Origin of the sequence: Enterobacter cloacae complex sp. XAL002 (assembly GCF_049236805.1) — a bacterium.
In the GTDB taxonomy this organism is placed as follows: Bacteria; Pseudomonadota; Gammaproteobacteria; order Enterobacterales; family Enterobacteriaceae; genus Enterobacter; species Enterobacter intestinihominis.
On record NZ_JBMKJN010000005.1, the window covers coordinates 77,520 to 91,854 of the forward strand.

The window sequence follows — 14,335 nt, forward strand, 5'->3', positions numbered from 1 at the left end:
TCTCACCCCCGAGAGCGGCAGCGTTTGAGCGCTAATCATACCAGCAGGAATACGCCATGCGATTCACGATTATTTCTACGAAACCCGGTCATCAGCCGCCGCAAAGCAGCTGTGATTTTTATGCCCCGGGCGGCACCATTGGGCGCGGTACGGATAACAATCTGGTGCTGCCGGACAACGATCGCACCATCTCGCGTTTGCAGGCCATCGTTCACGTCGACGCCAGCGGCGAATGTCGCGTCACGAACCGTGGCAGCGTCACCCGCGTGGTATTGAATGATATTCCGCTGGAGCGTGGGCGTCAGGTTGAGCTTCAGGATGGGGATATTCTCGGTATTGATGATTATCGCATTGAAGTCAGCGAACTCATTCATGACACCCAGCCCGTAAGCCGCATGGCGGCCAGCATGCAGCAGGCGCGCCCAGCGGCGACACCTGCTCCGGCGGCACAACCGAAACCGGCCAGCGCCGCGCCTCGCGGAAAAGCTGAACCTACGGCCGTGCCGTCGGAAATCTGGGACAGCCTGATGCAGGAGTTTTCCATCTCCGACAGCATCTCCAGCAACCGGGCAAAACCACAGCCCGCGGCCTCCCACGACCCGTTCTCCCAGCCTGCGGCCCCGGAGCGGAATGCCGAAGATCCGCTGGCAATGTTTAACGACGCCGAACCGTCGCTTGAACGTAAAAACGTTGACCCGGACACCCTGTTCAGCGATGAAGCGTTGTTTAAAAAAGAGAGCATCTTTGACGATGTTACCCCTTCAACGCTGGTACAGCCGGACGAAAGCAAACCTGCCCAGCCAAAGGAAGAGGCGGCGGACGAACTCGATCCGTTAGCCCTGTTTGGCGGGTCGGCGAGCGCACCTGCCGCGCGTCACGATGACCCTCTCGGCCTGATGGGCGGCGCGCCGTTAACCCATCCGGATGAAATCGTGGCTGATAAGCCGGAGCCAAAGCCTGAACCGCAAGCCGCACAGGAAGAGGATGCGCTGGTCAGCTCACCGCTGTTCGATCCGGAACCGACTGAACCACAGGATGCGCCGCGCGCGGAAGAGGAGCCCGCGCGTCCCGATTACGCTGGCTTCACCATGCCAACGCCGCAGGCCGTGGCGCGCAGCAACGCGCAGGCGCCTAAAGGCCGCCTGCGTATCGACCCGGTTAAAAACGCTGCTTCGCCTGCTGCCTCCGCGCAGACCGGCGAGCGGGGCGAGGTGCTTCAGGGCGAACTGCTGGAGGCGCTGCTGGAGGGCATGGGCCTGAGCGAAATGCAGCCGGTGCCGCAGTTTGACCGGGAAAATATGCGTCAGCTGGGGCAGATCCTGGGCATGTTCTCGCAGGGGACCGTGGCGCTGCTCTCCTCGCGCTCCATTCTCAAGCGCGGGGTGAAGGCCGATATGACCATGGTGCTTGACGATGCCAACAACCCGTTCAAGCTGCTGCCAACCGGTAAAACGGTCCTGATCCAGATGTTCGGCACGCCGATGCCGGGCTTTATGCCGCCGACCAAATCGGTGCGTGATGCGCTGATCGATCTGCAGGCGCACCAGTTGGGGATGATCTCCGGTATCCGCGCCATTATCGCCGCCATGCTGCAATCCTTTAACCCGGAACAGCTGGAAGAGCAGGCGAAACAGAACGGAATGACGTCACGCCTGGCGCTGCCGGGCAGCCGTAAAGCCGCGCTGTGGGATTATTTTGTTCGCAGCTATGGCGAGACGGCGGGCGAGATCGAGGACGACTTCCATACCCTGTTTGGCGAAGCCTTCCTCCATGCCTATGACATGGAGGTCAATCAGTACAAAGACTCACAAAGCGGATCCGAAGAAAAATGAATATCGCAACGGCTTCTCTCTCCCGCCAGGGGACGCGCGCCAGCAACCAGGATCAGACGGGAGAAACCATCGGGGAACGTTCAGCCTGCTTTGTCGTCTGTGACGGCATTGCGGGCCTGCCGGGCGGCGAGGTGGCCGCTGAGCTGGCCCGCAACAGCATTATTTCCCGCTTTGACGGCGACAAGCACCTGAATGCGCAGCATATTCGTGACTACGTCCAAACGGCGAACCGCACCATCCTCAGCGAACAACAGGCCGTGCAGGACTATCGCCGGATGGGTACCACGCTGGTCAGCCTGTTTATCGACAGGGATTACCGTCTGGCTTACTGGGCTCACGCTGGAGACAGCCGCCTGTACCTGTTTCGCCGCGGCTGGCTGTGGCACGTCACCACCGACCACAGCCTGGTGCAGCAGATGAAAGATGCCGGGCATCAGACCGACGATCTCAACAGCAACCTGCTGTATCTGGCGCTGGGTATTGAGAATGGCGGACCGGAAGCGAGCTACAGCGATGTCGTGCAGGTTGAAGACGGTGATGCGTTTTTACTCTGCACCGACGGTTTCTGGCACGGCGTCAGCGAAGAGCAGATGAAACAGTCGCTGCACATGGTCAATACGCCACAAGAGTGGCTGACCTTGATGAACCAAATCATTCAAAAGAATGCTGAACAGGAGGGCAAAGCTCAGGATAACTATACCGCCGTGGCGGTGTGGATGGGCAACCCTCAGGACACCACTTTGCTGCATACGCTCTCTGACGCAGCACAATTTCTTCCCTGCGGAACTGATTAGACACACAAGGATTGATATGAAACTTTGGCTATCGGGTTTGGCTCTTCTGACGGTGGCGACCACCGCACAGGCTGAAAACTTCCGCATCGTGCAGTCTCCTGCGCAGAAGCTGGATATCTGGATCGACAACATTAAAGATAATACGCCGCAAAGCTGGTGTAAGGCGGACGTGGCGCTGCGTATCGTGGCGAACGGCAAGAAAGAGGTTTCGGTGCTGGAAAACTTCGTACCGCGCCTTGGCTCGCTGCTGGAGCATCAGTGTAGCAAACTGAATACCCTGAACTGGACGCTTAACGATCCGGAAGGCACGGCGCTTGCCCGGGGCACAGCGGCTAAAGCGCAGGACTGGGCGCTGGTGGTGAAACAGCAGGAAACGGCGGCGGCAACGACCACCACCTCAGGCGCGCTGCTACCGCCTGACCAGAATCCGGAGACGCACACCGTGGCGGCAGATCGTACGCCATGGCAGGAGTTCACCCTTCAGGACGGTTGCCACCTGCGCACCTTCTGGGAGGGCGGTTCCTCCGCGCCAGCGCTGTTTATTCCCGATTCCGACACCACTCGCTGCGGCAACGGCAGCTGGCTCAGCGGCCACACCGTGGTGACGCAGAATCGTAACGGGACGCAGAAAGCGATTCCGGTCACCTACATTCACGGCTTCCCGGTGATGGGACTGAACAACGCGGTCGATCCTGAAAAGGCGCTGATTACCTCCGTTAACAAAGAGCGCATGGTCTTCAGCACCCCGAACAGCGATCAGAGCTGGATGATCCTGCCGTACGACAGCACCCTGAACGGCTGGAAGAGCAACGGCACGGTGGCGGTGGAAATCACCCGTGAGATCGCCAGCGACGACGCCAGACTCCAGGCGCGTATCGCAGAGGTGAAGAAGATCTGGAGCGCATGGATTACACCGGGCGCGGAGCTGAACGTTGTTCTGATTGACACGCTGCGTCCGCAGCTACGCGATCCGGCTGTGGGCGCCTGGCGCGCGGCGACTGAAGGAGGGGCTATGAATACGCTTTATCAACGTCTGGCGGGTGAGTCGATTAGCGACGCGCTGCTTCGCCTGGAAGCCGAAATCAAAGCTCGTCCGGCGGATGCCGATCTGCGCGCTGCGTTTGTGCAGTTTCTGATCCTCAGCGGCAACTGGGCGCGCGCCCTGACCCAGCTGAAAAGCTGGCTGGCGCTGAAGCCGCAGGCAAAACCAACCGTGACGCTGCTGGAGCAGGCCATTCAGGGTGAACAGCAGCGGGCGCGCGTGTTCGCGGGAGAGGTACGACCGGCAATGCCCGAGGCGCAGTGGCCGTGGCTGACGACGTTAGCCCAGGCGCTGACCGAAAGCGCAGGGCATGCGCAAACGCTGCGCCTGGCGGCACTCGAACAGGCCCCGGCAAGCCGCGGGCAGGTCACGCTGGAGAATGAAGAGAGCCACACCTTTGAATGGCTGATGGACGGCGATGCCCGTCTGGGGCCGGTGTGTGAAACCCTGGTCAACGGCCGCTATTTCTGGGTGCCGTTCTGCGCCATCGACACGATCCGTTTTCAGGCTCCGGCCAGCGTGACCGATCTGGTGTGGCGTCATGCGCTGGTCCGCCTCACGGACGGCACCGAGCAGGTGTGTCAGATCCCGGCGCGCTATCCGTTTGCTGACGGAGCGCCAGACAGCGTTAAGCTGGGGCGCACCACCGAGTGGCTTCCACTCGACGATGACGGCACCCTGTATGAAGGCATGGGGCAGAAAGCCTGGCTGAGCGAGCAAAGCGAAAGCCCGCTGCTCACCCTGAGCCTGGTGACGTTCGCCGCGGATGGCGCGGATGAGTAATCCCGCTGGCGAAGGCGATCTGCTGCGCAGCGGCTGGCAGGCCCGCAGCAGGCAGGAGAAAGTGGGGGCGCGCGACAAAATGCAGCCGTCACTGCTGGATCGCCTGACGGATAACGATCCGGAAAAAAAACGCGAGTCCGCCAACAGTAATCTGATTACACACGCCGCGCTGCGTCGTAACGTCCTGCGGGATTTACAGTGGTTGTTTAACACCATTAACCACGATGCCTCCAGCGATCTGAGTGGTCTGACGCAGGTGAGCCGTTCTGTCGTTAACTTTGGCGTCGCGCCGCTGGCGGGGAAAAGAATGTCCGATATCGAATGGCACGACATTCAGCGCAAGCTCACCGAAGCGATTATTAACTTTGAACCGCGGATCCTGCCGCAGGGGCTTCAGGTTCGCTGCGTGTCCGATACCTCCTCATTAGATCTGCACAACGTGCTGTCTATCGAAATCAAAGGCCGCCTGTGGTGCGTACCGTATCCGCTGGAGTTTCTCTTTCGCACCGACGTCGATCTTGAGAACGGCCATTTTGAACTGAAGGATGCGGGGTAATTATGGAAAGCAAACTGCTCGAATATTACAACCGTGAACTGGCCTATCTGCGCGAGATGGGCGCGGAGTTCGCCGAACGCTACCCAAAAGTGGCGGGGCGGCTCGGCATGCGCGGCATCGAAGTGGCGGATCCGTACATAGAGCGCCTGATGGAAGGTTTCGCCTTCCTGACCTCCCGCGTGCAGATGAAAATGGACGCCGAATTTCCACGCTTTTCACAGCGTATGCTGGAGATGATTGCGCCAAATTATCTGGCGCCTACGCCGTCGATGGCGATCGCTGAAATTCAGCCCGACAGCAGCCGGGGCGACCTGAGCAAAGGCTTTATTGTGCCGCGCGGCACCATGATGGACAGCCTGGCGCTGAAAAAAACCGGCGTTACGTGCAGCTATACCACGGCGCACGAGGTCAACCTGCTGCCGTTAAAAATTGAGCGGATCGAGCTGGGCGGCGTTCCCGCCGATCTGCCGCTGGCCCAGCTCGGCCTGAGCCAGCGGGGGATCAGCAGCGCCTTACGGATCCGCATTGCCTGCGATGGCCCGCAGCATCTCGGGCATCTGGATTTTGACCGCCTGGAGTTCTTCTTGAGCGGCCCGGACATCGAGGCGCTGAAGCTGATGGAGCTGGTGATGGAGCACCACGCGGGTATTGTCTGCCAGACGGTCAGCAAGCAGCCCCAGCGCCAGCTGCTGTCGTCTGACGCCCTGCGTCAGGAAGGCTTTGATGCGGATCAGGCGCTGCTCCCGGACGATCTGCGTAACTTCGACGGCTATCGCCTGTTGCAGGAGTACTTTGCGTTCCCGGCGCGTTTTCGTTTCATCAGCCTGAGCGGGCTGGGCAAGCTGATCCAGCGCTGCGAAGACGAAAAAGCGTTTGATATCTTCATTCTGCTCGACAAGAGCGACGATCAGCTGGAGCGCGTGGTGGATGCCAGCCACATGGCGCTGCACTGTACCCCGGTGATCAACCTGTTCCCGAAAGTGGCGGCCCGGCAGAAGCTGAGCGAAAGCCAGCATGAATACCATCTGGTGGTGGATAACATCCGCCCGCTGGATTATGAAATTTATGCTGTGAAAAAAATCTATGCCAGTGCGGATGGTCAGCGGGACGACCAGACGTTTCGTCCGTTCTGGAGTACCTGGAGCGGGGACGCGGGCAACTACGGCGCCTATTTTTCCCTGCGCCGTGAACAGCGCGTCCTCTCTGAACACGCGCTGCGCTACGGCACCCGCACGGGCTATATCGGCTCGGAGGTCTTCGTCTCGCTGGTGGATGCGCAGCACGCGCCGTGGCAGGAGAATTTGCGCTACATTTCCGCCGAGGTGCTGTGTACCAGCCGCGACCTGCCGCTGATGCTCCAGCAGGAGCTTGGGCAGTTTATTATGGCCGACTCCATGCCGGTGAAGGCGTTAACCCTGCGTAAAGGCCCGACGCCGCCGCGTCCGGCGCTGGCGGAAGGGTTCAGTACCTGGCGGCTCATCAGCCAGCTGCAAATGAACTACCTCAGCCTGATGGACAGCGAAAACGAAGAGGGCGCTGCCGCGCTGCGTCAGCTGTTAGGGCTGTACGCTAACCTCGCCGAGACGCCGGTTGCCCGTCAGGTGGATGGCGTTCGTCACTGCGTGCTGGAGCCGGTGCACCGCCGCGTGCCGGAACCCGGCCCGGTGGTGTTCGCCCGCGGGATCGGCATCACCCTGACGGTGGACGAACGCGCCTTTTCCGGTGCCAGCCCGTGGCTTTTCGGCAGCGTGCTGGAACGCCTTTTTGCCCGCCTGGTCTCCATCAACAGCTTTACGGAGTTCACGCTCAAGAGCCAGCAGCGCGGCGAAATTGGCTACTGGGCGCCGCGCATGGGTAAAAGGGCGCTGGTATGAGTGAAGTTGCCCCTGCAACGCTGCGCGTGCATCGCCTGACGCCGCTGCCCGATGCGTTCTGGCGCGGAGTGCGCGAGACGCCGTGGCGCTACGATCTGTTTCAGCTGTTAAGACGTATTGATGCCCAGGGCGGAGAACGTTACCCGCTGGGGCGCGCGCCGCTGCCTAAATTTGAGCCGCTGCGTATTGGTCAGCAGCCTTCAATGGGGTTTGCGCCGTCAACGGTTGCCGAGGTCCGGCAGCGGGAAGAGAACGGACTGCATGAGGTTTCCATTCTGAGCTTCGGCCTGTTTGGTCCTAACGGCCCACTGCCGGTGCACATGACCGAGTATGCCCGCGAGCGTATTCATCATCATCAGGATCACAGCCTCAGCGCGTTTGCCGACCTCTTTCACCACCGCCTGACGCTGCTGTTTTACCGCGCCTGGGCGGACGCGCAGCCTGCCGTTTCACTGGATCGCGACGACAACAGGCGCTTCGAAGGGTATCTTGCATCGCTGATTGGCATGGGTCAGCCCGGCCAGATGTCGAAAGGCAGCCTGAGCCCGCATGCCCGCTTTACTCACGCCGGTCACCTGACCCGCCATGGGCGGGACCCGGAAGGGCTGGAGAAGATCCTGCGCAACTATTTCAACATTCCGGTCAGGTTGGTGGCCAATGTACCGCAGTGGATGCCGCTCTCAACGCGGGAGCAGGCACAGCTGGGTGAGGGGCGTCGCCTGCCGCGCATGGGGGAGTCCGCTTTTCTCGGCATTGCGGTACGCGACGTGCAGCATAAATTTCGTCTTGAGATTGGCCCGTTGAGCGCAGACGAATACAACCGTTTTCTGCCGGGTGAAGGGTGGGTCACCGAGCTGCGCGACTGGGTGCGACAGTACGCCGGGGTGGAATTTGAATGGGAAACACGGGTGATCCTGCGCGCCGATGCGGTGCAGGGCACCACGCTCGGCAGCGCCGGGCGATTAGGGTACAACACCTGGCTGGGCCTTCAGCCTCAGCCTGTTCCGCGTGGCGATCTGGTGTATCGCGCAGAGCGATAATCCTTCCGTATACCGAATCATTGTTAATGGAAACTAACATGTCAGAAATTAGCCGTGCCGTGCTTTTCGGCAAACTGGATACGCTGTTATTTACCTCTCTGGAAAGCGCGACTGCCTTCTGTAAGCTGCGCGGCAACCCGTACGTTGAGCTGGTGCACTGGCTGCATCAGCTGATGCAGCAGCAGGATGGCGATCTGCAACAGGTCATCCGTCACTTCGCCCTTGATGAACAGCAGCTGACGCGCGATATCGTGGCGGCGCTGGATGCCCTGCCGCGTGGCGCGAGTTCCGTCTCTGACCTTTCCGAGCATATCGACAGCGCCGTCGAGCGCGCCTGGGTCTACGGCTCGCTGAAGTTTGGCGTCAGCCGCATCCGCGGCGGCCATTTGTTGATCGGCATACTGAAAACGTGGAATCTGGCTAACGTGCTGAAAAGTATTTCGGCGCAGTTCACCCGTCTTAACGTCGAGGTGCTGATCGAACAGTTCGACGCTATTTGCGCCAGCAGCAAAGAGAGCCAGCAGGCCGCCGCCGCTGCGGACGCAGCTGCCGGGGCAGTACCGGCTGCGCAGGGCACGCTGGCGCAGTATGGTCAGGATCTGACGGCGCGCGCCCGGGATGGGAAAATTGACCCGGTGGTGGGGCGCGATGAAGAGATCCGCCAGATGGTCGATATTCTGATGCGTCGTCGCCAGAACAACCCCCTGCTGACCGGGGAAGCTGGCGTCGGGAAAACGGCAGTGGTGGAAGGGCTGGCGCTGCGTATCGCTGACGGCGACGTGCCTGAGCCGCTGCAAAACGTTCAGCTGTGGCTGCTGGATATCGGCATGCTTCAGGCCGGAGCGGGCATGAAAGGGGAATTTGAGGCGCGCCTCCAGGCGCTGATTAACGAGGTGCAGTCCAGCGCCACGCCGATTATTCTGTTTATCGATGAGATCCACACCCTGATTGGCGCTGGCGGCCAGCAGGGTACCGGCGATGCCGCTAACCTGCTCAAGCCTGCCCTGGCGCGTGGGCAACTGCGCACCATCGGCGCGACCACCTGGGCGGAATACAAAAAATACATTGAGAAAGATCCGGCGCTGACCCGCCGTTTCCAGACCGTACAGGTTCACGAGCCGGATGAAGCGAAAGCTGTATTGATGCTGCGCAGCACCGTGTCGCCGCTGGAAACTCATCATCAGGTTTTACTCCTCGACGAAGCGGTCAGCGCGGCGGTGAAACTGTCGCATCGCTATATTCCTGCGCGTCAGCTGCCGGATAAAGCGGTGGCGCTGCTGGATACCGCCTGCGCGCGCGTGGCCGTCAGCCAGAGCGCGCCGCCTGCCCAGCTGGAAGACTGCCTGCGTCATCTGGCGGCCCTGGACGTGGAGCTGGAGATTGCCGAACGTGAAGCGCGCGTGGGGGCGGGCGATCCGGCGCGCGTGGCGACATTAAGCGCCGAACGTGACGCGTTCGAAACCCAACGCGAGGCCCTGGCTCGTCGCTGGGAAGAAGAGCGCACGCGGGTGCAGGAAATTATCCGTCTGCGTGCCGCACTGTTTGCGGCGAGTGATGAGGATACGGCTGAACTGCGCGGCCAGCTGGCAGAACAGCAGCAGGCGCTGAAGACCTTACAGGGTGACGAACCGCTGCTGTTTGCCGCGGTCGATGAAAACGTGGTGGCTGCGGTGGTCTCAGACTGGACCGGGATCCCGCTGGGCCGGATGGTGAAAAATGAGATCGACGCGGTGCTGAACCTGGCTGATACGCTGAACCAGCGGGTTATTGGTCAGCGTCACGGTCTGGATCTGATTGCCCGTCGGGTAAAAACCTCGCGGGCGAAGCTTGACGATCCGAACAAACCGGTCGGCGTATTTATGCTCTGCGGGCCGTCCGGCGTGGGCAAAACCGAAACCGCGCTGGCGCTGGCGGAGTCGCTTTACGGCGGCGAGCAGAACGTCATTACCATCAACATGAGTGAATTCCAGGAAGCGCACACCGTTTCGACGTTAAAAGGTGCGCCTCCGGGCTATGTGGGCTATGGTGAAGGCGGCGTCTTAACCGAGGCCGTGCGCCGCCGTCCCTACAGCGTGGTGCTGCTGGATGAAATTGAAAAAGCGCACCCGGACGTGCACGAGATCTTCTTCCAGGTCTTCGACAAGGGCTGGATGGAGGACGGTGAAGGGCGTCACATTGATTTCCGTAACACTATTATTATTCTGACCTCTAATGTCGGTACCGAGCTGATCGCAGCCATGTGCGCCGACCCGGAACTGATGCCGGATCCTGATGCGTTAAGTGGCGCCCTGCGCCAGCCGCTACTGGAGGTGTTCCCACCTGCGCTGCTGGGCCGCCTGCTGGTGGTGCCGTATTACCCTCTGAGCGACGAGATGCTGGGGCAGATTGTGCGTCTTCAGCTCAGGCGCATTCAGCGTCGTCTGGAAGAGAATCACAATATTATTTCTGAATTTGACGACAGCGTGGTCGAACAGATTGTTCAGCGCTGTACCGAGGTTGAGTCGGGCGGGCGTATGGTGGATGCGATTCTGACCAATACGTTGCTGCCTCAGATGAGCCAGATTTTACTTACCGCCAGCCGCAGCGACGAGCAATACCGACGTCTGCATGTCACCTGCGAGCAGGGCGAGTTCCACTGTCAGTTTGCCGCGTAATAATCATCAAGAGAACTGTAAAAGATGACGGATAATGATAACAATCGGACTGTCCCAAACGCGCTCCCGGTCGGGTACCGTTTCAATGAGTTTGAGATAAAAGAGGTGATTGGCGGCGGCGGATTCGGCATCGTCTATCGCGCCTGGGATCACCAGCTCGAACGCACTATCGCTATCAAAGAGTTTATGCCTTCCTCCCTCGCCGTGCGCGGCGAGGATATGACGCTGGTGCTGCGCAGCGAGCGCTTCGGCAAAGCGTTTTCTGCCGGTCTGAACAGCTTCATCCAGGAAGCCCGCCTGCTGGCGCGCTTTAACCACCCGAACCTGCTGCACGTGCTGCGCTTCTGGGTGCAAAACGACACGGCCTATATGGGGACGCTGTTTTACAGCGGCACCACGCTGTCGCGTCTGCGCGAAGAGAAACCGGAGCTGATTAACGAGGCGTGGATCCGCCGCATGCTGCCAATGCTCTTCGGCGCCATCAAAACGATCCACGATGAGGGCTACCTGCACCGCGACATCTCGCTGGATAACATTCAGATTCAGGATAACGGCCTGCCGGTGCTGCTTGATTTCGGATCGGCGCGCCGCACCATCGGTAATCTCTCGGATGAGACGGAAACCATGCTGCGTCCGGGGTTCGCGCCTATCGAGCAGTATACCGACGACAATGAAAGCGAGCAGGGGCCGTGGACGGATATCTACGCGCTCGGCGCCGTATTGCGCACCCTTATCGTTGGCTCTCCGCCACCGGTCAGCGTGGTGCGTTCGATTCAGGACACCTGCAAACCACTGGTGGAGCTGATGCCGCAGGGGTATTCCATTCCGCTGCTTCAGGCCATCGACAAGGCGCTGGCGCTGCATATGGAAGACCGTCCGCAATCCATCGAAGAGTTTGCGGCGCTGATCGAGATGCCCGTCGCCGGTATCGACGAGGTGCTGACCGCGAAGAAGACCGGCACGATGCTGGTGCCGGTGGAAGAGGAGACATCTGCTTCCGCGCTGGACTGGCGACGTTACAAGCTTCCGGGGCTGGTGGCCGCGGGCGTGCTGGTTGGGGTGGTTGCCGGTGCGATGCTGTTCGGCGGCGGCAGCCAGGAAACGCCAGCGCAGACGGCGCAAACCCCTGCCGTGAGCCCTCCGGCTGAAAACTCCGCCGCAGCGGAAACCAGACCGGCAACGGCCGACGTGAGCGAGCCGGTAGCGCCACCTGCTACGGCGCAGCAGAGTGCGTCGCCTGTCGACGCCAGCCCGGTCGCGCTGGTCTATATCCGCATGCTTGATGGCGAGACGCTGAAGGTGAACGGCGAGCCGAAAGCGCTGCGTCCGGGCAATAACGGTTACGCATCGCTGAAACTGCCTGCAGGCGAGACCCGCATTGAACTGGAAGGCAATGGAAGAACGCGTACCCAGACGCTGGATATTGCGAAGCCAGGCACCTGGCTGGTGAATCCGTAAGCCTGCGGGTAACAGGACGGAGCGAATGTATAACATCAAGTTTGTCTATCTGTTCCACGAGAACGTCTCGCCAGCGCTGTTTGCGAAAATAATCCGCCCGTCCGTTGCCGGACAGTGGATTATGTCGGTTCCCGACCATTCGCTGCGCTCGCTCTTCACGCGCTACGATCTGCTGCGCACGATCACCGGTGCGAATCCTTATCAGTCCGGGCGCAATACCCGCACGCTGATCGCGCAGGATTTAGAGATGGGCAGAGTGGTTGCCATTGACGAAAGTTTTCGTGACTGGTCATCAGTAACGGAAATTTTTTATATCAACGCCAAAGGGCAACTCCAGGCTGCCTCGCTGGTCGGCCTGGGCTGGTATCCGGTGAGTACGATTGTTGACCGCTACGAAACCATGGTGAGAACGTACGGATCTCGCCCTGCGCCAACGGTACTGCCAAAACAGGTAGTGAAATCTAAAACGGCACAGGTGCAGGATGAACCTACTCCCGGCAAGGACGGTAAAACCTATGCCGGGCAGCTTCAGAAGATGACCAAAGCAGAACGCTGGCAGGCGCGTAAGGATCTGATTGCGAAGGGGAGCAATAGCCTTTATCCGGATGCCCAGATCGCCGCAAAACGTCTGGCAGCGAATAATATCGCGGTGGAAAAAGCGAAGCTTGCGGAAAATATTTATAAGACCGTGAACCCGCTCGAAACCACACCGGACGTGCCGGAGGGATGGACAGATATCAGTAATGACGATGCGCTGTTAGGAAAGTTCGGGCTGAACAAATCCATGCTCTTTGACGATGATACGTCCCCCAATTTTCTGGCGCGCGTCTATCAACCGAAGCCGGAAGTGTTTGGTGCAGATATGAACCCCACGCTGGTATTCAGGGGATCGCGCGAGCCTGGTTTCGCCTCTCTGTCTGAGAATGTCTCCTCTCTACTGACCAAAGGGGAACTGGCGCCGGTGGTAAACGGGGCTGACTGGTCGAATAACTTCTCACAGGGCATGGGTATGGCTTCAGATTATTATAAAAAGGCCGTGAGTATCGGTAAGGAGCTGGCAAGGTCAGGGCAGAATATTGATATTGCCGGTCATTCCCTTGGCGGTGGTCTCGCCTCTGCAACCTCTATGGGCAGCGGGAAAGCGGGGTGGACGTTTAACGCCGCCGGCCTAAATGCCGGAACCGTAGAAAAATACGGCGGTAAGATATTAGGCAGTACGGATAATATCCAGGCGTATCGGGTTGAAGGTGAACTGCTGACGAAGATTCAGGAAGTTAACCCCTGGGAAGATCTGAAAACGATGAAAGGGCATGTCCCTTCGTGGATCCTCAAAGAGGAAATCTCTGCGCTGAGCCCTAATGCTGCCGGAATACCCCATGATCTTCCCGGTGGAACCGGAAGCGCGCTGGACCGCCACGGAATTAATCAAGCGATTGATTGCATAGAGCAACAGAAGGATGAGGATATTTCGATAATCGGGAGTCGATTGTGAAAAAAGGGTTGATGGCTTTTGTCGCGTTATGTTTTTTATTCATGATTCAGGGGTGTAAGCAGGATATGGACCTTAATCCACAGGACTACTTCAGCGGCCAGCAGCTTGAACTGGCGAAAGCGATTGAGGAAGGCGACGTCGATGCGGTGAAGACGCTTGCGCCAGACAGCGACCTTAATCAACCAGGAAAGCAGGATATGACCCTGCTTTTCTGGGCCCTTGGCAACGCAATTAATGATAAAAAAACGTCGAGCCATTTAAAGGTGATTACGTTGCTAGTTAAGGATGGCGCAGATCCGCTCCAGCCTCGACCGCAGGGAAAAAGCAGTCCTGCTGAATTTGCCCTAAAGGGAGACAGTGCGGACTGGATCGACGCGATGTTGGACGGTGGCCTCTCACCCAACGTGAAAGATAAGGTTTTCCACGAACCGATCGTCTTCCAGTCGCTTAAAGCGAAAAATACAGAGACGCTGGAAGCCATGCTCGATCGCGGTGCTGACGTCAACTCAACCAACTCACTGGGTAAAACGCTGGTGTTTGATGCGCTGGATAACCAGGCTTACGATCATGTCTTGTTGCTGCTCGATCGGGGAGCGGATCCGTCAATTAAGGCCAAAAATGGCTGGTCGATGAGCAATGCGCTCGCGGACGCGCTGAATGGACTTGACCGAGGCAGTGAGCAATACGAGAAATTAAACGAAATAAAAGAGAAGCTCATCCAGAAGGGGGGCGAATGGCCACCCGCGCCGGTTAAGTGATTGCTCAACTGTCATGAACGCCAGAGATAAGGTTTTCGTTTTCTGGGGATGC

The 14,335-nt window shown here is 59.3% G+C and carries 10 protein-coding genes and 1 pseudogene; all 11 read left to right on the top strand.

All coding sequences use genetic code 11. From position 1 onward, the window contains the following. Positions 1–56: 56 nt before the first annotated feature. The 11 genes and pseudogenes from tagH (at position 57) to ACOT0L_RS06305 (ending at position 14,283) form a co-directional block, all read left to right on the top strand. On the top strand, positions 57–1,832 hold the full coding sequence (gene tagH, locus ACOT0L_RS06255; protein WP_126502892.1) for a type VI secretion system-associated FHA domain protein TagH: 1,776 nt from the start codon (positions 57–59) through the stop codon (positions 1,830–1,832). Continuing rightward, positions 1,829–2,626, top strand: coding sequence for a PP2C family protein-serine/threonine phosphatase (locus tag ACOT0L_RS06260; RefSeq protein WP_022648406.1), 798 nt, complete (start codon positions 1,829–1,831; stop codon positions 2,624–2,626). Before tagH ends, ACOT0L_RS06260 begins: the two co-directional genes overlap by 4 nt. A 16-nt stretch (positions 2,627–2,642) precedes the next feature. After that, positions 2,643–3,623 (top strand): annotated as a pseudogene (locus ACOT0L_RS06265) (hypothetical protein); the annotation flags it as partial. 15 nt (positions 3,624–3,638) lie between these two features. Continuing rightward, positions 3,639–4,451: a type VI secretion system accessory protein TagJ gene (locus ACOT0L_RS06270; RefSeq protein WP_022648404.1), complete on the top strand. Its 813-nt coding sequence runs from the start codon at positions 3,639–3,641 to the stop codon at positions 4,449–4,451. Next, positions 4,444–5,007, top strand: coding sequence for a type VI secretion system baseplate subunit TssE (gene tssE / locus ACOT0L_RS06275; protein ID WP_015570336.1), 564 nt, complete (start codon positions 4,444–4,446; stop codon positions 5,005–5,007). The genes ACOT0L_RS06270 and tssE overlap by 8 nt, the downstream gene beginning before the upstream one ends. Before the next feature lie 2 nt (positions 5,008–5,009). Continuing rightward, positions 5,010–6,881: a type VI secretion system baseplate subunit TssF gene (tssF, locus tag ACOT0L_RS06280; RefSeq protein WP_022648403.1), complete on the top strand. Its 1,872-nt coding sequence runs from the start codon at positions 5,010–5,012 to the stop codon at positions 6,879–6,881. Next, positions 6,878–7,921, top strand: a complete 1,044-nt coding sequence (gene tssG, locus ACOT0L_RS06285) for a type VI secretion system baseplate subunit TssG (protein WP_022648402.1) — start codon at positions 6,878–6,880, stop codon at positions 7,919–7,921. The genes tssF and tssG overlap by 4 nt, the downstream gene beginning before the upstream one ends. Positions 7,922–7,959: 38 nt before the next feature. After that, the gene (gene tssH, locus ACOT0L_RS06290) at positions 7,960–10,575 is read left to right on the top strand and encodes a type VI secretion system ATPase TssH (protein ID WP_045621071.1); all 2,616 of its coding nucleotides are present in this window, start codon (positions 7,960–7,962) and stop codon (positions 10,573–10,575) included. A gap of 24 nt (positions 10,576–10,599) precedes the next feature. Beyond that, a complete protein-coding gene (locus ACOT0L_RS06295; RefSeq protein WP_022648400.1) occupies positions 10,600–12,033 on the top strand; it encodes a serine/threonine protein kinase in 1,434 nt (477 codons plus the stop codon). Between the two features lie 25 nt (positions 12,034–12,058). Further along, on the top strand, positions 12,059–13,525 hold the full coding sequence (locus ACOT0L_RS06300; protein WP_126502891.1) for a phospholipase: 1,467 nt from the start codon (positions 12,059–12,061) through the stop codon (positions 13,523–13,525). Next, positions 13,522–14,283 carry an ankyrin repeat domain-containing protein gene (locus ACOT0L_RS06305; RefSeq protein ID WP_023300316.1) on the top strand — a complete coding sequence of 254 codons (762 nt, stop codon included), beginning with the start codon at positions 13,522–13,524 and terminating at the stop codon, positions 14,281–14,283. Before ACOT0L_RS06300 ends, ACOT0L_RS06305 begins: the two co-directional genes overlap by 4 nt. Positions 14,284–14,335 lie beyond the last annotated feature (52 nt).